This window comes from Streptomyces sp. NPDC086766, from assembly GCF_044746005.1.
GTDB lineage: Bacteria > Actinomycetota > Actinomycetes > Streptomycetales > Streptomycetaceae > Streptomyces.
Genome location: NZ_JBIVBI010000003.1, coordinates 141,761 through 161,407, shown reverse-complemented (window position 1 = coordinate 161,407; position 19,647 = coordinate 141,761). Strand labels below are relative to the sequence as shown.

General features: G+C 74.5%; 20 protein-coding genes and 1 pseudogene. 12 read left to right on the top strand and 9 right to left on the bottom strand.

The window, feature by feature from the left end; translation table 11 throughout:
- Positions 1-57: 57 nt before the first annotated feature.
- Entirely contained in the window at positions 58-756 is a 699-nt protein-coding gene (locus ACIPM1_RS06580; protein WP_402429788.1) for a TetR/AcrR family transcriptional regulator C-terminal ligand-binding domain-containing protein, read from the bottom strand.
- A gap of 106 nt (positions 757-862) precedes the next feature.
- Between ACIPM1_RS06580 and ACIPM1_RS06575 the strand changes: the two genes are divergently transcribed.
- The 5 genes from ACIPM1_RS06575 to ACIPM1_RS06555 all read left to right on the top strand — a co-directional run bounded on the left by ACIPM1_RS06575 (position 863) and on the right by ACIPM1_RS06555 (position 4,915).
- Positions 863-1,561, top strand: coding sequence for an NADPH-dependent F420 reductase (locus tag ACIPM1_RS06575; RefSeq protein ID WP_402429785.1), 699 nt, complete (start codon positions 863-865; stop codon positions 1,559-1,561).
- 114 nt (positions 1,562-1,675) lie between these two features.
- On the top strand, positions 1,676-2,203 hold the full coding sequence (locus ACIPM1_RS06570) for an NAD(P)H-dependent oxidoreductase (RefSeq protein WP_402429782.1): 528 nt from the start codon (positions 1,676-1,678) through the stop codon (positions 2,201-2,203).
- Positions 2,204-2,271: 68 nt separating this feature from the next.
- A complete protein-coding gene (locus ACIPM1_RS06565; RefSeq protein ID WP_356180278.1) occupies positions 2,272-2,868 on the top strand; it encodes a TetR/AcrR family transcriptional regulator in 597 nt (198 codons plus the stop codon).
- A gap of 443 nt (positions 2,869-3,311) precedes the next feature.
- Entirely contained in the window at positions 3,312-4,424 is a 1,113-nt protein-coding gene (locus ACIPM1_RS06560; RefSeq protein WP_402429779.1) for a hypothetical protein, read from the top strand.
- Positions 4,421-4,915 (top strand): RDD family protein, encoded by a 495-nt coding sequence (locus ACIPM1_RS06555; protein ID WP_402429776.1) that lies wholly within the window; start codon positions 4,421-4,423, stop codon positions 4,913-4,915. Before ACIPM1_RS06560 ends, ACIPM1_RS06555 begins: the two co-directional genes overlap by 4 nt.
- 189 nt (positions 4,916-5,104) lie before the next feature.
- Here the strand turns inward: ACIPM1_RS06555 and ACIPM1_RS06550 are convergent, their stop codons facing one another.
- Together ACIPM1_RS06550 and ACIPM1_RS06545 are read right to left on the bottom strand one after the other, a co-directional pair.
- Complete coding sequence (locus ACIPM1_RS06550; protein WP_402429773.1) at positions 5,105-5,593, bottom strand: SHOCT domain-containing protein; 489 nt, start codon at positions 5,591-5,593, stop codon at positions 5,105-5,107.
- A gap of 123 nt (positions 5,594-5,716) precedes the next feature.
- Positions 5,717-5,923: a hypothetical protein gene (locus tag ACIPM1_RS06545; RefSeq protein WP_356180288.1), complete on the bottom strand. Its 207-nt coding sequence runs from the start codon at positions 5,921-5,923 to the stop codon at positions 5,717-5,719.
- 235 nt (positions 5,924-6,158) lie between these two features.
- On the opposite strand from ACIPM1_RS06545, the gene ACIPM1_RS06540 reads away from it, so the two are divergent.
- From ACIPM1_RS06540 to ACIPM1_RS06530, 3 genes are all read left to right on the top strand, one after another.
- On the top strand, positions 6,159-8,252 hold the full coding sequence (locus tag ACIPM1_RS06540) for a SpoIIE family protein phosphatase (protein WP_402429770.1): 2,094 nt from the start codon (positions 6,159-6,161) through the stop codon (positions 8,250-8,252).
- Between the two features lie 179 nt (positions 8,253-8,431).
- A complete protein-coding gene (locus ACIPM1_RS06535; RefSeq protein WP_402429767.1) occupies positions 8,432-8,791 on the top strand; it encodes a DUF779 domain-containing protein in 360 nt (119 codons plus the stop codon).
- Between the two features lie 106 nt (positions 8,792-8,897).
- Complete coding sequence (locus ACIPM1_RS06530) at positions 8,898-10,100, top strand: phosphodiester glycosidase family protein (protein WP_402430709.1); 1,203 nt, start codon at positions 8,898-8,900, stop codon at positions 10,098-10,100.
- A gap of 3 nt (positions 10,101-10,103) precedes the next feature.
- Here the strand turns inward: ACIPM1_RS06530 and ACIPM1_RS06525 are convergent, their stop codons facing one another.
- From ACIPM1_RS06525 to ACIPM1_RS06500, 6 genes and pseudogenes are all read right to left on the bottom strand, one after another.
- On the bottom strand, positions 10,104-10,298 hold the full coding sequence (locus ACIPM1_RS06525; RefSeq protein ID WP_356180295.1) for a hypothetical protein: 195 nt from the start codon (positions 10,296-10,298) through the stop codon (positions 10,104-10,106).
- Positions 10,299-10,399: 101 nt separating this feature from the next.
- Positions 10,400-10,705: pseudogene (locus tag ACIPM1_RS06520) on the bottom strand (hypothetical protein); the annotation flags it as partial.
- A 66-nt stretch (positions 10,706-10,771) separates the two neighbouring features.
- On the bottom strand, positions 10,772-11,863 hold the full coding sequence (locus tag ACIPM1_RS06515; protein ID WP_402429764.1) for an acyl-CoA dehydrogenase family protein: 1,092 nt from the start codon (positions 11,861-11,863) through the stop codon (positions 10,772-10,774).
- A complete protein-coding gene (locus ACIPM1_RS06510; RefSeq protein ID WP_402429759.1) occupies positions 11,860-13,053 on the bottom strand; it encodes an acyl-CoA dehydrogenase family protein in 1,194 nt (397 codons plus the stop codon). Before ACIPM1_RS06510 ends, ACIPM1_RS06515 begins: the two co-directional genes overlap by 4 nt.
- Complete coding sequence (locus ACIPM1_RS06505) at positions 13,050-14,027, bottom strand: NADPH:quinone oxidoreductase family protein (RefSeq protein ID WP_402429756.1); 978 nt, start codon at positions 14,025-14,027, stop codon at positions 13,050-13,052. The genes ACIPM1_RS06510 and ACIPM1_RS06505 overlap by 4 nt, the downstream gene beginning before the upstream one ends.
- A gap of 202 nt (positions 14,028-14,229) precedes the next feature.
- Entirely contained in the window at positions 14,230-14,802 is a 573-nt protein-coding gene (locus ACIPM1_RS06500; protein WP_402429753.1) for a helix-turn-helix domain-containing protein, read from the bottom strand.
- A gap of 78 nt (positions 14,803-14,880) precedes the next feature.
- On the opposite strand from ACIPM1_RS06500, the gene ACIPM1_RS06495 reads away from it, so the two are divergent.
- The 4 genes from ACIPM1_RS06495 to ACIPM1_RS06480 all read left to right on the top strand — a co-directional run bounded on the left by ACIPM1_RS06495 (position 14,881) and on the right by ACIPM1_RS06480 (position 19,636).
- Positions 14,881-15,888 carry an NAD(P)/FAD-dependent oxidoreductase gene (locus ACIPM1_RS06495; RefSeq protein ID WP_402429749.1) on the top strand — a complete coding sequence of 336 codons (1,008 nt, stop codon included), beginning with the start codon at positions 14,881-14,883 and terminating at the stop codon, positions 15,886-15,888.
- A 29-nt stretch (positions 15,889-15,917) separates the two neighbouring features.
- Positions 15,918-17,456 carry an ATP-dependent DNA ligase gene (locus ACIPM1_RS06490; protein ID WP_402429746.1) on the top strand — a complete coding sequence of 513 codons (1,539 nt, stop codon included), beginning with the start codon at positions 15,918-15,920 and terminating at the stop codon, positions 17,454-17,456.
- A 226-nt stretch (positions 17,457-17,682) separates the two neighbouring features.
- The gene (locus ACIPM1_RS06485; RefSeq protein WP_356180312.1) at positions 17,683-18,174 is read left to right on the top strand and encodes an NUDIX domain-containing protein; all 492 of its coding nucleotides are present in this window, start codon (positions 17,683-17,685) and stop codon (positions 18,172-18,174) included.
- A 76-nt stretch (positions 18,175-18,250) separates the two neighbouring features.
- Positions 18,251-19,636 carry an NADP-dependent succinic semialdehyde dehydrogenase gene (locus ACIPM1_RS06480; RefSeq protein WP_402429743.1) on the top strand — a complete coding sequence of 462 codons (1,386 nt, stop codon included), beginning with the start codon at positions 18,251-18,253 and terminating at the stop codon, positions 19,634-19,636.
- Positions 19,637-19,647 lie beyond the last annotated feature (11 nt).

Here is a 19,647-nt window from a genome sequence, read left to right as displayed (position 1 = left end):
CGTGCACGTCGCACACGTCGCACACGTCGTACGGGAGACAACCGCCGGTCCTCGCCGTCACGTTCGGCCGGGATCCGGCTGCCGTGCCGGTCCCCATCCCGCTCCCGGCCCCGGCGCCGGCCCCGATCCAGACTCCGGCTCCGGCCCGAGCACGGTGTCCACGATGCGGCGGCCGGCGCCGGGAGCGGCCGCGCGGCCCGCGAGATGGTCGGCGTAGCACGCGCCGAGCAGGGCCGAGGCCAGTGCCTCCAGATCGGCGTCCGCAGGCAGGAGGCCACCCGCCCGGCCCTCGTCCAGGACCGCACGGAGGGCCGCCCGGCGGGGAAGGACCTCCCGCTCGCGCAGGGCGTGCAGCAGGCGCGGGGTGTGGGCCTCCTCGGCCAGGCAGGTGCCCATCAGCGCCGCGTCCCGGCGCCGGGAGAGCGCGTCGATGAAGTCGTCGAGGAGGTTGGCGAGTTCGGCCCGCGGGTCTCCGGCCGGGCGCGGGGTGCCCTGCGCGCGCGCCGGGGCCGGTACGGAGCAGGGGAGCGGAGCGGCGGCCAGCGCGGCGGCGGCCAGATCGGCCTTCGCCCGCCAGCGCAGATGGATGGTCGCCTTGCTCACCCCGGCGGTCCGGGCGACCTGGTCGAGGGTCATCCGGGAGAAGCCCTGCTCGGTGAGCAGGGTGAGCGCGGCCGCCAGGATCGCGGCCCGCCTGTCCGGGCACCGCGGCCGGCCCGCCGCACTCGGGCAGTCCCCCGTGTTCGTCTTCCGCATGGCCCCACCCTACGCGCTTGCAATACCGAACCGCTCGGTTTAGTTTTAGCGGAGCGTGCCGAACACGGAACACCTGTCGGCACCGCCACCCGGAAAGGACCACCCCATGCGCTACGCAGTCCTCGGCACCGGCTCCGTCGGCCAGGCCATCGCCGGCAAGCTCGCCTCCCTGGGCCACGAGGTCGCCGTCGGCACCCGCGACCCGGAGGCCACCCTGGCCCGTACCGAGCCCGACGCCTACGGCAACCCGCCGTTCGCCCACTGGCTGACCGAGCACGGCCAGGTGCGCCTGCTGTCCTTCGCGGACGCCGGCGCCTTCGGTGAGGCGGTGGTGAACACCACCGCCGGTGGCGCCTCGCTCCAGGCCCTCGAGGCCGCCGGACGCGACCGCCTGTCGGGCAAGATCCTCGTCGACATCGCCAACCCGCTGGACTTCTCCCAGGGGATGCCGCCGTCGCTGAGCCCGGTCAACACCGACAGCCTCGGCGAGCAGATCCAGCACGCCTTCCCCGAGACCAAGGTCGTCAAGACCCTCAACACCATGAACGCCCAGGTCATGGTGGACCCGTCACGGGTGGGCGGACAGCACAACGTCTTCGTCTCCGGCGACGACACCGGCGCCAAGAAGGCCGTCACCGACCTGCTGGAGTCGTTCGGCTGGCCCCGGCAGGACGTCATCGACCTCGGCGACATCACCACCGCGCGCGGCACCGAGATGCTGCTGCCGATCTGGCTGCGCTTGTGGGGCTCCCTGGGCCACGCCGACTTCAACTTCCACATCGCGGGCGCCCGCCCCGGCGCATGAGCCGTTCGCGGAGTTCGTGAAGTCCGCGGAACACGAGCCCGCGCCCGCTCGCGCACGGCGACGGGCTCGCCGCCTCCGCTCTCCGATCCCACCGACCGAAGGAACCGTCCCACCATGCCCGCCCCGCGCACGCTGGTCGTCGTCGCCCATCCCGACCTGGCCGCGTCCCGCGTCACCGCCCGCCTCGCCGACGCGATTCGCGACCTCGACCACGTCACCGTGCACGACATCGCCGCCGCCTACCCCGACGGCCGCATCGACATCGCACACGAACAGCGACTGCTGCGCGACCACGACGTGATCGTCTGGCAGTTCCCCTGGCACTGGTACTCCGTGCCGGGCGTGCTCAAGTCCTGGATCGACCAGGTGCTCACCCACGGCTTCGCCTACGGCAGCGGCGGCACCGCGCTGCACGGCAAGACCCTGCGGCTGGTCACCTCCGCCGGCGGTCCCGCCGAGTCCTACGGCGCGGGCGGCTACAACCGCTTCACCCTCGCCGAACTGCTCGCGCCGATCGACGCCACCGCACACCTCACCGGCATGCGTCTGGCCGAGCCGCTGGTGCTGTTCGGCGCCCACGCCGTCTCCGACGAGGACCTCGCCCTGCACGCCAAGCGCTACCGCGAGCTCCTCGCTCCGTGAGCGGTCCGTCCGTGAGCGGCGGAACCCGGACCGAACCGCTCGGTGCGGTAACGCCCTATTCTGAAGCGATGCACGACACGAACACCGCCAAGGGCGCCGGACGCCCGCGGTCGGCGGAGAAGGACGCGGCGATCCTGCGTGCGGCCCTGGAACTGCTGGCGTCCCACGGGTACACCCGCATGAGCCTGAGCCAGGTCGCCGCGACGGCGCAGGTCAGCAAGTCCACCATCCATCTGCGCTGGAAGACCAAGGCGGACCTGGTCACCGCGGCGCTGGAGGCCATGCGCATGACGGAGGCCCCGCCGGCCACCGGGGACACGCGAACGGACCTGGTGGCGATCCTGCGCGACTTCGCGGGGACGGTGGAGCGGGTGCGCGGCATGGCGCTGATCGGAACCTGCCTGGCCGAGGAGGCCCACACCCCGGAGCTGCTCGCCCTGCTCCGCGAGCGGACCGTCCTGCCCCGCCGGGCCCTGTTGCGCCAGGTGCTCGAACAGGCGCGGACCCGGGGGGAGATCCGGGAGGACGCCGATCTGGAAGCGGCGGTCTCCGCGCTGCTCGGCCCCTTCTACGCCGACTACATGGCCGGTCGCGGCGGCCGCCGGGAATGGGCCGAGCAGGCCGTGGACCTGATCCTCGCCGGACTGCGCGCGCCCGGCGGCTGACTACGTCCGGACGGGCGGGCCCGAGGTGGTCCGGCGGCCGGGCCGGTCGACCGGCAGTCGGCCCGCCCGCCCGGTCGACCGACTGGCTGCCCGCCTGCCGGTCGACCGGAAAGGCGTGAACCCCGTCCCGCACGAAGCGGAACGGGGTTCACGGGGTGGAGCGCCGGGCAGGCCTTGCACCTGCATTTCCCCGCAGGAAGCGGGGCGTCTTTCCTTGGACCACCAACGCACGGCCGAGAGCCGGGAGTTCCGGCGACCAGCTCGAGATCAAGCATACCGTACGGCCGCGATGGCTCACCGCCGCCCGGCTCACTGCCTCCCGGCTCACGGACGCCCGGCTCGCGTCGGTCCGGCCCCCTGCCGCCCGGGGGGCCCGGCTGCCCGGACGTCGGTCACCCCCGCAGGGTGAGGTCGTCCTCGGTGCCGAGTGCTGTCATGGCGGTGTGAGCAGCACCGCGGGTCAGTCGCCCCGCCGGATGGCACCGGGCGGATCGGATGACTACGGTCTTCGGCGGCCGCTGCTCGTGGGCGTGACGCGGCTGGTCGTCGGGGCGGCCGACCTGGCCTCGGAAGCCGTCGCCGCCGCACGCCCCCCACGGTCGCGCGCACCGGCCGCGACGGCGCCGGTGGGTGACGCCGTGCTGGCACTCGCCCTGGAGCTGCAACGCAGGTCCCTGGCCGTCGTCGCGGAGACCGCCGGCCGGGCCGGGCACTGGGCGGGGGCCGCCACCCGTCGGCTGGTGCCGGCGCGGGTGCGCGCCGCGGTCGACCGGCGGATCGCGGAGTGGGGCACGCGCGGGGCGGCGGAGCGGGCGCGGGCGCGGGACGACGTGGTGCCCTCGGCGCTGGCTCTCGTCCGGGCGCTCACGGCGGCCGTGGTCGACCAGATCGACCTCGACGCCGTCGCCGACCGGCTGGACGTGGACCGCGTCGCCGCGCGCATCGATCTGAACGCCCTGCTGGAGCGCATCGACATCGACGCCGTCCTCGACCGCGTCGACCTCGACGCCCTGCTCGGCCGCGTCGACGTCGACACCGTGGTCGACCGCGTGGACGTCGACGGCCTCCTGAACCGTGTGGACGTCGGATCCGTCGTCGACCGCGTCGACCCGGACGCCGTCGCCGACCGGCTGGACGTGGACCGTCTCGCCGAGCGGATCGACCTCGACGCGGTGCTGGGGCGCGTGGACCTCGACGCCGTGGTCGCTCGCGTCGATCTCGACGCGCTCCTCGCCCGCGTGGACCTGGACGCCCTGCTGGCGCGGGTCGATCTCGACGCCGTGCTGGCGCGCATCGACCTGGTGACCTACACCGAGCGGGTGCTCCAGGAGCTGGATGTGGGACGGATCGTCCGGGACACCGGCGGCAGCATCACCGCGGAGACGCTCGACGGGTTCCGCGAGCAGAACGCGCGCGCCGACCGGTTCGTCCAGCGGCTCACCGACCGTCTGCTGGGCCGCGCCGAGACGGCCGGGGCCGCACCTCCGGTCGACGAGCCTCCCCAGGAGCCGTCGGGGCCGTCCGGGTCGTCCCAGGGGCCGGGAGCGTTGCCGTGAGCCCGGTGGTCCGCGCGCACGAGCCGGTGGACGTGCAGGGGCTGCCGGCCGGGCTCGTCTCGCGTGGTGTGGCGGCCGTCGTCGACGGACTGGTCCTGCTCGGGGCCGTCGTGGTGGTCGAACTCGCCTTCGCCTCGGTGCGCTATCTGCTGCTCGGGCCGCCGTTCTCGATGCCCCACCCCGGACCCTGGATCACGCTCGGGGCCGGCTGCGCCGCAGCCGTCGCCTACCTAGCGGGCAGTTGGGTGACCGCCGGGCGCACCGCCGGGGACCAGGTGATGGGCCTGCGGGTGACGAACCGCTCGGGGGCGCGGCTCTCGCCGGGTGCCGCCGTGGCGCGCGCCGTCCTGTGGCTCGTCATCCCCTGGGGGGTGCTGTGGATCCCGGCCAGCAGGCGCGGGGCCTCGGTGCAGGACCTCCTCGTGGGCAGCGCGGTCGTGCACGACTGGTACGGCCACTCCCGGACGTCCGCGCACGGCCGGCACGAGTGAGCGACGGAGCATCATCGGGCTCGCCCCCGCGTGTACGACGGAGCACGGGCACGCCCCCTGCCGGCCGCCGCACGGACGAGGTGGCCGGTCGGCCGCACCTGCCGGCCGATCGGCCACCTCGTCCCGGCCGCGTCGTCCCGGGCACCTCGTCCCGGCCGCGTCGTCGCCGGGATCCCGCCGCGCGCGGGGTCAGCGGCCGGGATCGGAGGGGACGGAGGCGCCGGGCGTGGAGGGAGCGGAGGACGCGCGGCCCGCCGGGGCTCCTCCGGAGAGGATCACGTCCTTGGCCCGGGCGAACTCCGCGTCGGTGATGTCGCCGCGGGCGCGCATCTCGGAGAGCCGGGCGAGGTCGTCCACGCTGCTGCTCCGGCCGCCGGCCGCGGTCTCGCGGACGTAGGTGTCGAAGGCCTGCTGCTGCGCGCGGGCCTGGGCGACCTCGCGGCGGCCCATGTCCTTGCCGCGGGCGATCAGATAGACGAGGACGCCGAGGAACGGCAGCACGATCACGAAGACGAGCCAGCCGGTCTTGCCCCAGCCGCCCAGGGAGTCGTCGCGGAAGATGTCGCCGATGACCCGGAAGAGCACGATGAACCACATGATCCACAGGAAGAACCACAGCATGGTCCAGAAGGCGCTCAACAGCGGATAGTCGTACGCCAGGTACGTCTGCGCGTTCATGTCTCTCCTCCGTTTCCGGGCCCCGGCCCGGCTGCGGCCCGGTGCCGACTTCAGCGTGCGCACGGCAAGGAAGGGGCGCCTCACCCGGGACGGGTGAGCGTGCCCGGCGCGCGGCCGGCGGGGTCAGGCCGTCCATTCCGGCAGCCGGCGCATCTCCAGCAGCCGCAGACCCAGCGACCGGCACCGCGCCAGCAGCCCGTAGAGGTGGGCGTCGTCCACCACCGCGCCGAAGAGGACGGTCTGGCCGCTCATCACCACATGCTCCAGCTCGGGAAAGGCTTCGGCCAGCGTCTCCGAGATGTGCCCGGCGACGCGGATCTCGTAGCGCATGAGCTGCTCTCCGCACGTGCCCGGGTGCCGGACGGACGGCACCCTTCCTCACGACCGTCCCCCGCGGCCTTCTCCGGAGATGGTCCGCCACCGGACCGCCGCCGGGCCTCACCCGGCACAGGTGATCCGGGGTGCGGCGGACCCGGTCGCGGAGCAGGCTGGAAGCGCGCGCCCCGGCGCGCGGGGGCAGCGGTGTGCCGGGACAGGTGCCCGACAGAGCCCGGAGGTGGTTCCGGTGGCGCACACCGATCCCGGTCGGCAGCGGGACGAGACGGACGAGACGCAGGCCGCGATGCTGGAGGCGCTGTTCACCAGCTCACCGATCGGCCTCCACCTGCTGGACACCGAGCTGCGGGTGGTGCGGGTGAACACCACCACGCCCGCCATGCGGGGCCTTCCCGTGGCCGATCTGGTCGGACGGCCGATCGAGGACGTGTACGACATCGTCGAGGCCGGCGAGATGGAGGGCCTGCTGCGCGAGGTGCTGGACACGGGTGTTCCCCTGCGGGAGCGGATCGTCCGGGCGTTCCTGCGCGGGGACCCGTGGCAGGAGCACCACTTCGAGGTGACCGCCCTGCGGCTGGACAGTCCGCGGGGCGAGGTGCTGGGGCTGGCGGTCACCGCGATCGACGTGACCGAACGGGAGCGGGGACGTGCCCGCGTCCGGGTCCTCGACGCGGTGCGCCGGCGCGTGGGCCGGACGCTGGACCCGGTGGTGACCGGTGAGGAGTTCGTCGGCGCCGTGGTGCCCGCGTTCGCGGACATCGCGGTGGTGGAGGTGGTGGACGCCGTGATCCGCGGCGACGACCCGCCGCTGGCCCCGCTGCCGCCGGGCACGCCGCTGATGCGCACCGCCTTCCGGAGCAGCAACCCGCATCCGCCGCAGGCGCATCCGGTGGGCGACGTGCGCCGCCTGCCCTCCCCCACGCCCTTCACTCAGGCCCTGACCGATCTGCGCCCCCGGGTGGTTTCGCTGCGCCCGGCCGAGGCGTGGATGCCCGTGGACGTGCCCCGGGCGGAGGCGATGCGCTCGTCGGAGGCGCACACCCTCCTGGTGGTGCCGATGGCGCTGCGGGACGCGGCGCTGGGCCTGGTCAGCCTGTACCGCGTGGGGCAGTCGCCGCCGTTCGACGAGGGCGACCGGCAGCTCGCGGTAGAGCTCGCCGCCCACACGACCCTGTGCATCGACAACGCGCGCCGCTTCGTCCGCGAGCACGCCATCGCCGCCACCGTGCAGCGTCAGTTGCTGCCCCGGCTCCCCGAGACCCACGCGTCGCTGGAGACCGCCTATCTCTCGGTCACCGGCGCCGACCCCGGGGCCTGGTACGACACCATCGCCCTGTCCAGCGCGCGGACCGCGCTGGTCGTCGGCAACGTGGCGGGGCAGGGCCTGAACACGGCCGCGACCATGGGCCAGCTGCGGACGGTCGTACGGTCGCTGGCGGCCTTCGACCTCGCTCCCGACGAGCTCCTCGCGCGCCTGCACGACACGGCCGCCGAGCTGGCGGCGGAACGGGCGAACCTGCCCATCGGGGACCCGCTGCGCCGCGAGGCGCTCAGCGCCGACTGCGTGTACGCCGTCCACGACCCGCTCACCGGCACGTGCGCGATGGCGGCGGCCGGGCACCTGGCGCCGCTGGTGGTGCGTCCCGACCGGATCGTCGCGGTCCCCGACACCCCGTTCGGGCCGCGCCTGGGCACCGACGAGGACGCGCCCTTCGCCGCCGTCACCTTCCGGGTGCCGGACGGCAGCGTGCTGGTGTTCACCAGCGATCCGCTGCTCACGACGTATCTCGCGGACTTCTCGCAGCCGTTGCGGGCGGCACCGGACTACGCCGACCGGCCGCTGCAGGAGCTCTGCGACGCCCTGGTGTACGAGCTCCCGGACAGCCTGGGCGCGGGCGACGCCGCGGTGATCGTCGCGCGCACCCGGTCCTTCGCCGCCGAGGAGTTCGCCTCCTGGCGGCTGGAGTCCGAAGCGGCCGCGGTGGCGACCGCCAGGAACCGCACCCGCAAGCAGCTCGCGGCCTGGGACGTGGACGACGAGACGGCGTTCAACACACAGGTCATCGTCAGCGAACTCGTCACCAACGCGGTGCGTTACGGGGCACCGCCCATCGAGCTGCGCCTGATCCACGACCGCAACCTGACCTGCGAGGTGCGGGACACGGGGACGGCGGCGCCGCATCTGCGCCACGCCCGGACGGTCGACGAGGGCGGGCGCGGCCTGTTCATCGCCGCCCAGCTGGCCCAGGCGTGGGGCACCCGGTACACCACCGGCGGCAAGACCGTCTGGACCGAACAGGCGCTTCCGCCGCGGCAGGGCTGACGGCGGCCGGCCGCCGGGCCCCGGGACCCGTTCCGCCGGGACGCTGACCGCCGGGCCGTGCCGTCCGCCGCGGAGACGCCCGCGGCCGCGGCGCCGTCCGGGCGCCGTGCAACCTCGTCGCAACCTTCCGTCCGGTTGCCTGGACCCGGTTTCTTCCGGTGCGGCGAAGGACGGCGACGATGGACGAGCAGACCCCGCGCGTGACGCTCACCCCCGCGGCGGCCGAGCTGGTGCGGCGGCTCAGCGAGGCGCACGGTCCCCTGATGTTCCATCAGTCCGGCGGCTGCTGCGACGGCAGCGCTCCGATGTGCTACCCGGAGGGCGAGTTCCGCACCGGCGGCTCGGACGTGCTGCTCGCGGAACTGGATGTCGAGGGGGTGTCGCGGCCGGTGGCGTTCTGGATGTCACGCAGCCAGTACGAGGTGTGGAGCCACACCCGGCTGATCGTCGACGTGGTGCCCGGCCGCGGCAGCGGCTTCTCGCTGGAAGCACCCGAAGGAGTGCGTTTTCTCATCCGTTCCCGCGTCGTCGACGCGTGAACGACGCCCCGGCCACCGCCCCTCTGGTGCACTTCCCCTGAGTCCTGCCGAGGTTGACGAGACATCAGGGGGCACTGTGAGCAGTGCGGCACGCCGTGACGGACGGCTGAGATCGGCGCTGGCGGCTCTGCTGGCATGCGGCGCACTGGCCGGTGCGGCCCTCGCGGGGGCGGCACCGGCCCGTGGTGCGCAGCGGGCCGAGGAGATCGCGCCGGGGGTGGAGTACCGCGAGTTCGACCTCAGGTCGGCGGGCGGAGTGGCACACGCGCACCTGATCAGCGTGGACCTGAACAATCGGCACGTTCGGGTCGGCCTGCTGCACCCCGCTGCCGTGGCGGCGCGGGGCACCGTCTCCCGGATGGCCGACGCGCAGGGCGCGGTGGCGGGCGTCAACGGGGACTTCTTCCACATCAGCGAGACCCAGCACCCGGGTGTGGCGGCGACCGGCTCGGCGGTCGGCCCGGAGATCGCGGCCGGGCGCGCGCTGAAGGCGGCCGTGCCGCGCGGGCAGCGCTTCGGGCCCGCGCTGCCGCCCGGCGCCACGACCGAGGACGTGCTCGGGGTGGGCACCGACCGCACGGCCCGCCTGGACCGGCTGAGCCTCGCCGGTTCGGTGAGCACGCCCGAGGGTGAGTTGACGATCCGCGGTCTCAACCAGTACGCGCTGCCGGTGGGTTCGGTCGGGGCGTACACCGCGGACTGGGGCAGCGTCTCGCGGCTGCGGGCGACCTGCGGCACGGACAGCAGCCGGCGCGCTCCGTGCAGCACCGACACCTACGAGGTGACGGTCCGGGGCGGCCGGGTCGTCGCCACCGCCGACGGGCCCGGCAGCGGCGCCATCGCGGCCGGCACGACCGTGCTGGTGGGCCGGGAGGCGGGCGCCCAGCAGCTGCGCAAGATGTTCGTGGGTGAAGAGGTCCAGGTACGGCACCAGTTGGTGGCGGCGTCCGGGACGGCGTACGCCTTCGCGGTCGGCGGCTTCCCGGTGCTGCGCGGCGGAGTGCCGCTGCCCGGGCTCGACCATTCGGCGTCCGCCGTGCGCAGCGGCGTGGGCATCGCGGGCGGCGGCCACCGGCTGCTGCTCCTCGCCCTGGACGGCTCCCCCGGGTACCGCACCGGTCTCACCGTCGCCGAACTCGCCGCCACGCTGCGGTCCCTGGGCGCCACACAGGGCTTCAACGTCGACGGCGGCGGCTCCAGCACCCTGGTCGCCCGGGAGCGCGGCGAGAGCGTGGTGAGCGTGCGCAACCACCCGAGCGGCGGCGCCGAGCGGGCGGTCGCGAACGGGATCGGCGTGTTCGCGTCCTGAAGCTCAGGGGTGCAGGCTGCCGACGATCTGGGCCGTGGCCTCCAGCCCTTGCTGGATGGTGGGCGCCATGCTGGTGCCGGCCAGGAAGAAGCCGAGCATGCAGCAGACGAGGGCGTGCGAGCACTTCAGCGCGCCGTTGCGTACGAAGATCACCGCAAGGATCAGCAGCAACAGCACCACAGAGATGGAAATGGCCACCGTCAACCTCCTCCGCCACGCCCGTTCGCGGCTTTCGGCCGCAAGTGTGGCGTAGCGGAGGGTTCGTCCGGGCGGCTGACGTGTCCGCCGAACGTGTGGTTCTACGGTCGCTCGTGGGCGTCGAGGAATGCCTCCGGGCCGGCCAGGTCGCCCGTGTTGAGGAGGTCGGCGCCGGCCGCGAGCAGTTCGCCCCGCAGCGCGTCGCGGGCGGGCCCCGCGGTGTCGGCGGTGGCCCGGAAGCGCACCCGCTGACCGTGTGCGTGCGCGGTGTCGACGAGGGCGCGCAGCTTGCGCCGCTCGGCTTCGGGGAACGGGCCGTCGCCGCGCCAGGTGACGTTCAGCGTCCAGTTGTCGCTGATCAGCGGGACGAAGGAGGCGGGCGCGGAGGTGCCGGGGTCCAGGGTGCGGGGACGCGGGGCATGGCGCAGCCCGCCCGGGGCCGGGCGGGCTGTGCCGGGTGTGCCGGGCGGGCGTCAGGGAGCCTGGAGGTCGACCAGCCGGGCCAGCGCCTCGCGGTGGGCGCCCGCCGTGCCGTAGGCGATCGAGTCCGCCTTGGCCCGCTTCAGGTGCAGGTGGACGGGGTGCTCCCAGGTCATGCCGATGCCGCCGTGCAGTTGCAGCGCCTCCTCCGCGGCGTGGACGGCGACGGGAGCCGCGTAGGCCTGGGCGACGGCGACCGCCACCTCGGTGTCGGTGCCGCTCGCGAGGGCGTCGGCCGCGGCGCGGGCGGCGGCGCGCAGATGGACCACTTCCAGCCACAGCTGGGCGAGCCGGTGCTTGATCGCCTGGAAGCCGCCGACCGGCCGGTTGAACTGCCTGCGCTCCTTGAGGTAGCGCACGGTCTCGGTCAACGCCCACTCGGCCAGGCCGAGTTGCTCGGATGCCAAGAGTCCGGCACCGGCGCGCAGCGCGCGTCGTACGGCGGGCGCCGCCTCGCCGAGCCGGTGGCCGGGCGCGCCGTCGAGGGCGACGCCGGCCACCGGGCGGGTCAGGTCCAGGGAGACCTGCGGGGTGACGGTCACGGCGCCGGCCTCCACGGCGTACAGTCCGCCGTCGTCCGCGGGGACCAGCAGCACGTCCGCGGCCGCGGCGTCCGCGACGCCGGTCAACTCGCCGTACAGCGCGCCGTCCTCGTGCCGTACGGCCTCGGGGGCGCGCTCCGGAGCGAGGTGCAGTCCGACGGCCAGGGCGCCGATCGTCCGCCCCGACGCCAGCCGGGCCAGCAGCTCGGCGGCCTCGTCGCCGGGGTAGGCCAGCAGGGCCTCGGTGGCGACGACGGCGCTGGTGAGGTAGGGCACGGGCGCGACGGACCGGCCCAGCTCCTCCAGCACCACGGCCGCTTCGCGGTGTGTGGCCCCCTGGCCGCCCCGCGCCTCCGGCACCAGCAGACCGGCCAGTCCCATGCCGTCGGCGAGCGACTTCCACAGCCCGCGGTCGTGCGGGGCGTCCGACTCGGTGCGCGCGATGACGCCCGCCGCGTCGCAGTGGTCGGTGAGCAGGTCCCGGACGGCGGCGCGCAGCGCCTCTTCCTCCTCCGAGTACAGCAGGTCGGGCTGTGTGCTCATCGGGCGAGGTCCTTCCATGCGACGTCCTTGTCGGTGCGCGGCTCGGCGGGCAGGCCCAGGACGCGCTCGGCGACGATGTTCAGCAGGACCTCGCTGGTCCCGCCCTCGATGCTGTTGCCCTTGGCGCGCAGGTAGCGGTAGCCGGCGTCGCGTCCGGTGAAGTCCACCAGCTCCGGGCGCCGCATCGTCCAGTCCTCGTACAGCAGGCCCTCCTCGCCGAGGAGTTCGACCTCCAGGCCGCTGATCTCCTGGTTGAGACGGGCGAAGGCGAGCTTCATGCCGGACCCCTCCGGGCCGGGCTGGCCCGCCACGAGCTGCTGGCGCAGCCGCTCGCCGGTGAGGCGGGCGACCTCGGCCTCGACCCACAGGCCCAGCAGCCGCTGGTGCAGGTCGTGGGTGCGCAGCTCGGGGCGCTCGCGCCAGGTCTTCGCGACCGGGCCGATCATGCCGCCGTCGCGGGGCAGCCGCATCCCGCCGATGGACACGCGCTCGTTCATCAGCGTCGTCTGCGCGACCCGCCAGCCGTCGCCGACCTCGCCGAGGCGGTGCGCGTCCGGGATGCGGACGCCGGTCAGGAAGACCTCGTTGAACTCGGCCTCACCGGTGATCTGGCGCAGCGGCCGCACCTCGACGCCGGGGTCGGTCATGTCGCAGACGAAGTAGGTGATGCCGGCGTGCTTGGGCACGTCCGGGTCGGTGCGGGCGATGAGGATGGCCCAGCGGGCGAGGTGCGCGCTGGAGGTCCACACCTTCTGCCCGTCGACCACCCAGGTGTCGCCCTCGCGGACGGCGCGGGTGCCGAGCGCGGCCAGGTCGGATCCGGCGCCGGGTTCGCTGAACAGCTGGCACCAGACCTCCTCCCCCACCCACAGGGGCCTGAGGAAGCGCCGCTTCTGCTCCTCGGTGCCGTAGCGCAGGATGGTCGGCGCGGCCATGCCGAGGCCGATGCCGATGCGCCGCGGGTCGTTGTCGGGGGCGCCGGCGGCCTCCAGTTCGGCGTCCACGACGGCCTGCAGGGAGCGCGGGGCGCCGAGGCCGCCGAGGCCCTCGGGGTAGTGCACCCAGGCGAGTCCGGCGTCGAAGCGGGCCCTGAGGAAGTCGGTGCGGTCGGTGGTGGCGGGCGGGTGCACGGCGAGCAGTTCGCTGGTGCGGCGGCGCAGCTCGGCCGCGTCGACGAGGCGGTCCGTCATGCGGTGGCTCCGTTCTCCGGCGCGGGCAGGACGGCGATCCGGCCCGTGGTCGTGCCGTCGGCGACGCGCTGGACGGCGCTCGCGGCCGCGCTCAGCGAGACCCGCTCGCTGACCAGGGGCTTGATCGCGCCCTGGGCGGCGAGTTCGGTGAGCTGTTCGTGGCAGTGCTGGATCAGCTTGGGGTTCTTGGTGTTGTACAGGCCCCAGTGCAGGCCGAGGATCGCGTAGTTCTTCACCAGGGCGTGGTTGAGCGCCGGGCTGGGGATGGTCCCGCTGGCGAAGCCGACCACGACGATCCGGCCCTCGAAGGCGACGGTCTTGGCGGACTGGGCGTACGCCGCGCCGCCGACCGGGTCGTAGACGACGTCGGCGCCCCGGCCGCCGGTGGCCTCCTTCACGGCGGTGACGACGTCCTCCGTGTGCCGGTCGATCACCACGTCGCAGCCCAGCTCGCGGGCGACGGCGGCCTTGCCGGCCCCGCCCACGACGCCGACGACCGTGGCCCCGGCCGCCTTTCCCAGCTGCACGGCCGCGCTGCCGACCCCGCCGGCGGCCGCGTGGACGAGCAGCGTCTCACCGGCCTGGAGGTGCGCCCGGCGGTGCAGGCCGAACCAGCCGGTCTGGTAGCCGATGTGCAGGGCGGCGGCCTCGGCGTCGTCCAGCGCGTCCGGCGCGGGCAGCACGGCCCCGGCGTCGGCGACGACGTACTCGGCGAAACCGCCGTGCGGCAGCGCCGGGTTGGCGATGACCCGGCGGCCGTCCTCGGTCTCCCCGCAGATCTCCACGCCCGGGGTGAAGGGCAGCGGCGGCCGGACCTGGTACTGGCCGCGGCACAGCAGGGCGTCGGGGAAGTTGACGTTGGCGGCGCGCACCCTCAGCAGGACCTGGCCGTCGCCCGGCGTGGGCCGCTCCACGTCCTCCAGCCGCATCACCTCGCTCGGCTCGCCGTTCTCGTGCACTTGCCATGCCTGCATGCGGTGCCTCCACGGGACTGCTTCGTCTGACCGGGGTCGACCGCATACTAAGCGGTCGCTTGCCCATCAGGGAACACCCTCAGGGAGACCGTCGGGAAACGCCGCCGGGGACCACCCGCGAGGAACACCGCAGCGGACCACGCGCAAGGAACGCCGCCGGGGAACGCCGCCGAGAACCGCCACCCGGGAACAGCCGGGTGCGTCAGGAGCGCGACGGCCGCGCCCGTACGTGCATCCGCTCGCCCTGCGGGCCGAAGAGGCTCAGGAACTCCGCCGGCCCCTCCCCCGTCGACCCGAACCAGTGCGGCACACGGGTGTCGAACTCGGCGGCCTCCCCCGCCGCCAGCTCCACGTCGTGCTCCCCGAGGACCAGCCGCAGCCGCCCGGACAGCACGTAGAGCCACTCGTAGCCCTCATGGGTGCGGGGGTCCGGCTCCTGCCGCCGCTGCGGCTCCAGCACCTTGAACGCCTGGAGTCCGCCCGGCTGCCGGGTCAGCGGCCAGTGGGTGCGCCCGGACCGCACGATCGGCTTCGACCGGACGCGCGGATCGCCGACCGGCGGGGCGCCGACCAGTTCGTCCAGGGGCACCTGGTGGGCCCGCGCGATCGGCAGCAGCAGTTCCAGGCTGGGCTTGCGCCGGCCGGACTCCAGCCGCGAGAGGGTGCTGACGGAGATGCCGGTCGCCTCGGACAGCCCCGCGAGCGTCACCTCCCGCTCCTTGCGCATGCGCCGCAGCCTCGGGCCCACGCCCGCCAGGACGTCGTCGGTGCTCATGACCGTATTGCAGTTTCGGCAAACGTATTTGTCAATATCGCGGCGTGCGGGCGACCGTCGGGCGTGGAGGTGGTCACCTTGACCGAGAACGCGTCCCCGCACCCGGACGAGAACCCGACCGAACCCGACCGACGCCACGACGTCGTCGTCATCGGGGGCGGGCCGGCCGGGCTGTCCGCCGCGCTGGTCCTGGGCCGGGCCCGGCGCCGCACCCTGGTCGTCGACGCGGGCGAGCCGCGCAACGCGCCCGCCGCGCACATGCACGGCTATCTGTCACGGGACGGCATGCCGCCCGCCGAGTTCCTCGCCGTGGGACGGGAGGAGATCGCGCGGTACGGCGTGGAGCTGGTCCGGGACCGGGCGGTGGACGTCCGGCGGGACGGGGGCTTCACGGTGGAGCTGGCGAGCGGCCGTGCCGTACGGGCCCGCCAGCTCGTCGTCGCGACCGGCCTGAAGGACGAGCTGCCGCCGTTGCCCGGTCTCGCCGAGCGCTACGGCAACGATGTGCTGCACTGCCCGTACTGCCACGGCTGGGAGGTGCGCGACCGGGCCTTCGGCGTGCTGGCCACCACTGCGATGAGCGTGCACCAGGCGCTGATGGTGACCCAGTGGTCCAAGGACGTGACGCTCTTCCTGCACGAGATCGCCCCGGAGGAGCTGAGCGACGACGACCTGCGCAGACTCGCGGCGGCCGGAGTCGCCGTGGTGCCGGGCGCGGTGGCGGAGGTGGTCGCCGGCGGCGGCCGGCTCACCGGGGTGCGGCTCGCGGACGGGACGGTGCACGGCCGCGAGGTGCTGTTCGTGGCGCCGCGCGCCGTGCCGCGCACCGGGCTCCTCGCGCGGCTGGGCGCCGAGCTGCGCGAGACGCCGTTCGGCGCGTACCCCGTCGTCGACGAGCGGGGCCTGACGACCGTGCCCGGTCTGTGGGCGGCGGGCAACGCGAGCGGATACGCCGAGCAGGTCGTGAACGCGGCGAGCCGCGGCTACCGCGCCGGCGCGGCGATCAACGGCGAGCTGCTCTTCGCCGACCTCGACGCGGCCGTGGCCGCCGGGAGCGCCGGACCGGGATCCGCCGCCCGGGTGTAGACCACCGTCCGCCGGTGCACCATGACTGCATGTTGCTGATCCGGCTGGCCCAGGTGTCCCGGGAGGTCGCCGCCGCCTCGGCGCGGTCCCGGAAGACCGCCCTGCTCGCGGAGCTGTTCCGGGAAGCGGAGGCGGACGACGTGCCCGTCGTCATCCCGTATCTGGCGGGACGGCTGCCGCAGGGACGCCTGGGTGTCGGCTGGAAGGTGCTCGGCCGTCCGGTGGCCCCGGCCGCCGAGCCCTCGCTGACGGTGCGCGAGGTGGACGCCCGGCTCACCGAGCTGGGCAAGGTGTCCGGCGCCGGCTCGCAGACCGAACGGTCGCGGATCGTCGGTGAGCTGATGGGCGCGGCCACCGAGGACGAGCAGCGGTTCCTGCGCGGACTGCTCACCGGCGAGGTCCGGCAGGGCGCCCTGGACGCCCTCGCCGTCGAGGGCCTGGCGCAGGCGACGGGCGCACCCCCGGCGGACGTGCGGCGGGCGGTGATGCTGGCCGGGTCGCTGCAGACGGTGGCCCAGGCCCTGCTGGCGGACGGCCCCGGGGCCCTGGCCCGGTTCCGGCTCACCGTGGGCCGCCCGGTGCTGCCGATGCTGGCGCACAGCGCGTCCTCGGTGGCCGAGGCGGTCGGCAAGCTCGGCGCGTGCGCGGTGGAGGAGAAGCTGGACGGCATCCGCGTCCAGGTCCACCGGGACGGCGACGCCGTACGGATCCACACCCGGACGCTGGACGACATCACCGACCGGCTGCCCGAACTGACCGCGGCCGCGCTGGAGCTCGACGGCGAGCGGTTCGTCCTGGACGGCGAGGTCATCGCCTTCGGCCCGGACGGGCGCCCGCGCTCCTTCCAGGAGACCGCCGGACGGGTGGGCTCCCGTGTGGACGTGGCCACGGCCGCCGCGGCCGTCCCCCTCTCCCCCGTCTTCTTCGACGCCCTGTCGGTCGGCGACCGCGACCTGCTCGACCTGCCGTTCGAGGAGCGGCACGTCGAGCTGGCCCGGCTGGTCCCCGAGCCGCTGCGGGTGCGGCGCGCGCTGGTGTCCGGGCCGGACGACGTCGCCGAGGCCGAGCGGTTCCTCGCCGCCACGCTGAAGCGCGGCCACGAGGGCGTGGTGGTGAAGGCGCTGGACGCGCCCTACAGCGCGGGCCGCCGCGGCGCCTCCTGGCTGAAGGTCAAGCCCGTGCACACCCTCGACCTCGTGGTCCTGGCCGCGGAGTGGGGCCACGGCCGCCGCACCGGGAAACTGTCCAACCTGCACCTGGGCGCCCGCACCGCCGACGGCGGCTTCGCCATGCTCGGCAAGACCTTCAAGGGCATGACCGACGCGATGCTGGCCTGGCAGACCGAGCGGCTGCGGGAGCTGGCGGTGGACGAGCACGGCTGGGGGGTGAACGTACGGCCCGAGCTGGTCGTCGAGATCGCCTACGACGGTCTGCAACGCTCCACGCGCTACCCGGCCGGCGTCACCCTGCGCTTCGCCCGGGTCGTGCGCTACCGCGAGGACAAGCCCGCCGAGCAGGCGGACACGGTGGACACGGTGCTGGCCGCGCACCCCGGGGTGCGGCCGTGAGGGGGCGTGCCCCGGCGGACCGCGCGCCGGAGGCAGGCCCCCGTCCGGTCGCGCGCCGCCGGGCCGAGGCGGAGCGCCTGCCCGGGGCGGGTCGGGTGCGCGAGGCAGGTCGCGAACCGGGCGCCTGGCGCGTAACCGAGGCGGGCCGCGAGCCGAACGCGCCCGGTGGGGCCGAGGCGTCTCCCGCCCCTCGCGGGACGCGCCTCGTGCCGGCGGAGGGGAGCCCGTGAGCGAGAAGCGCCAGGCGGGCGAGCGGCGGCAGCGGCGGAGTGCGGGCCTGCTGCTGTTCCGGCGGGGCGAGGGCGGCCTGGAGGTGCTGCTCGGCCACATGGGCGGACCGTTCTTCGCCCGGCGCGACGCGGGGGCCTGGACCGTGCCCAAGGGCGAGTACGCCCCCGAGGAGCCGGCGTGGGAGGCCGCCCGCCGCGAGTTCGAGGAGGAGCTGGGCCTGCCGCCGCCCGACGGCGAGGCCGTACCGCTCGGCGAGGTCCGGCAGAGCGGCGGCAAGCTCGTCACCGCCTGGGCGGTGGAGGCCGACCTGGACCCCGCGTCGGTCACGCCCGGCACGTTCCGGATGGAGTGGCCGCCGCGGTCCGGGCGGACGGCCGAGTTCCCGGAGCTGGACCGGGTGGAGTGGTTCGGCCTGGACCGGGCCCGCGAGGTGATCGTCACGGCCCAGGCGGCGTTTCTCGACCGGCTGGCGGAGCACTCGCCCTGACGAGAGGTGTACGCGTTGCGGTCCCCACCGCGGCGCGCGAAGGTCGTACCACAGCCCGCTCCCAGGGAGGTCAGCCATGCCCATCGCGACGGTGAACCCGGCGAACGGCGAGACGCTCAAGACGTACGAGGCCATGGGCGAGGAGGAGCTCGAGCGCCGGCTCCAGCTCGCCGAGGCCACGTTCCGCACGTACCGGACGACGACGTTCGCCGAGCGCGCCCGCCTCATGAACAACGCCGCCGATCTCCTGGACGAGGACCAGGACGAGATCGGCCGGGTCATGACCACCGAGATGGGCAAGCCGGTCAAACAGGCCCGCGCGGAGGCCGCCAAGTGCGCCAAGGCGATGCGCTGGTACGCCGAGCACGCCGAGGGCCTGCTCGCCGACGAGGAGCCCGCGGAAAGCGACGTGACGGACACCGGCGCCTCCCGGGTCCTCGTGCGCTACCGGCCGCTCGGCCCCGTGCTCGCGGTGATGCCCTGGAACTTCCCGCTGTGGCAGGTCGTCCGGTTCGCGGCCCCCGCGCTGATGGCCGGGAACGTCGGGCTGCTCAAGCACGCCTCCAACGTGCCGCAGACCGCCCTGTACCTGGAGGACCTGTTCCACCGGGCCGGGTTCCCCGAGGGCTGTTTCCAGACCCTGCTCATCGGCTCCGCCGCGGTCGACGACATCCTGCGCGACGAGCGGGTGGAGGCGGCCACCCTCACCGGCAGCGAGCCGGCGGGGCGGGCGGTCGCGTCCACCGCCGGGGAGATGATCAAGAAAACGGTGCTGGAGCTGGGCGGCAGCGACCCGTTCGTCGTGATGCCCTCCGCCGACCTGGACCGGGCCGCCGAGGTCGCGGTGACCGCGCGGGTGCAGAACAACGGGCAGTCGTGCATCGCCGCCAAGCGCTTCATCGTGCACACGGACGTCTACGACGCCTTCGCCGAGCGCTTCGTGCGGGGCATGCGGGCGCTGAAGGTGGGCGACCCGATGCAGGAGGACACGGAGGTCGGGCCGCTCTCCAGCGAGCAGGGGCGGACCGATCTGGAGGAGCTGGTGGACGACGCCCGGCGCAGCGGCGCGACCGTGCTGTGCGGCGGTGAGCGGCCGGACGGGCCCGGCTGGTTCTACCCGCCGACCGTCCTGGCGGGCATCACCCGGGAGATGCGCATCCACCGCGAGGAGGCCTTCGGACCGGTCGCCACGCTGTACCGGGCGGCCGATCTCGACGAGGCGGTGCTGATCGCCAACGACTCGCCGTTCGGCCTGAGTTCGAACGTCTGGACACGGGACGAGAACGAGGTGGACCGGTTCGTGCGGGACCTGGAGGCGGGCGGCGTCTTCGTCAACGGGATGACGGCATCGCACCCGGCCTTCCCCTTCGGCGGGATCAAGCGGTCCGGCTACGGGCGTGAGCTGTCCGGCCACGGAATCCGCGAGTTCTGCAACATCACCACCGTATGGCAGGGGGCGTGAGTCCTCCGCGG

Excerpts from the sequence above, each read along its gene's own strand:
- ACIPM1_RS06580 (WP_402429788.1), bottom strand. The coding sequence starts at position 756 with ATGCGGAAGACGAACACGGGGGACTGCCCGAGTGCGGCGGGCCGGCCG.
- ACIPM1_RS06575 (WP_402429785.1), top strand. The coding sequence starts at position 863 with ATGCGCTACGCAGTCCTCGGCACCGGCTCCGTCGGCCAGGCCATCGCC.
- ACIPM1_RS06570 (WP_402429782.1), top strand. The coding sequence starts at position 1,676 with ATGCCCGCCCCGCGCACGCTGGTCGTCGTCGCCCATCCCGACCTGGCC.
- ACIPM1_RS06565 (WP_356180278.1), top strand. The coding sequence starts at position 2,272 with ATGCACGACACGAACACCGCCAAGGGCGCCGGACGCCCGCGGTCGGCG.
- ACIPM1_RS06550 (WP_402429773.1), bottom strand. The coding sequence starts at position 5,593 with ATGAACGCGCAGACGTACCTGGCGTACGACTATCCGCTGTTGAGCGCC.
- ACIPM1_RS06545 (WP_356180288.1), bottom strand. The coding sequence starts at position 5,923 with ATGCGCTACGAGATCCGCGTCGCCGGGCACATCTCGGAGACGCTGGCC.
- ACIPM1_RS06535 (WP_402429767.1), top strand. The coding sequence starts at position 8,432 with ATGGACGAGCAGACCCCGCGCGTGACGCTCACCCCCGCGGCGGCCGAG.
- ACIPM1_RS06515 (WP_402429764.1), bottom strand. The coding sequence starts at position 11,863 with ATGAGCACACAGCCCGACCTGCTGTACTCGGAGGAGGAAGAGGCGCTG.
- ACIPM1_RS06510 (WP_402429759.1), bottom strand. The coding sequence starts at position 13,053 with ATGACGGACCGCCTCGTCGACGCGGCCGAGCTGCGCCGCCGCACCAGC.
- ACIPM1_RS06505 (WP_402429756.1), bottom strand. The coding sequence starts at position 14,027 with ATGCAGGCATGGCAAGTGCACGAGAACGGCGAGCCGAGCGAGGTGATG.
- ACIPM1_RS06500 (WP_402429753.1), bottom strand. The coding sequence starts at position 14,802 with ATGAGCACCGACGACGTCCTGGCGGGCGTGGGCCCGAGGCTGCGGCGC.
- ACIPM1_RS06490 (WP_402429746.1), top strand. The coding sequence starts at position 15,918 with ATGTTGCTGATCCGGCTGGCCCAGGTGTCCCGGGAGGTCGCCGCCGCC.
- ACIPM1_RS06480 (WP_402429743.1), top strand. The coding sequence starts at position 18,251 with ATGCCCATCGCGACGGTGAACCCGGCGAACGGCGAGACGCTCAAGACG.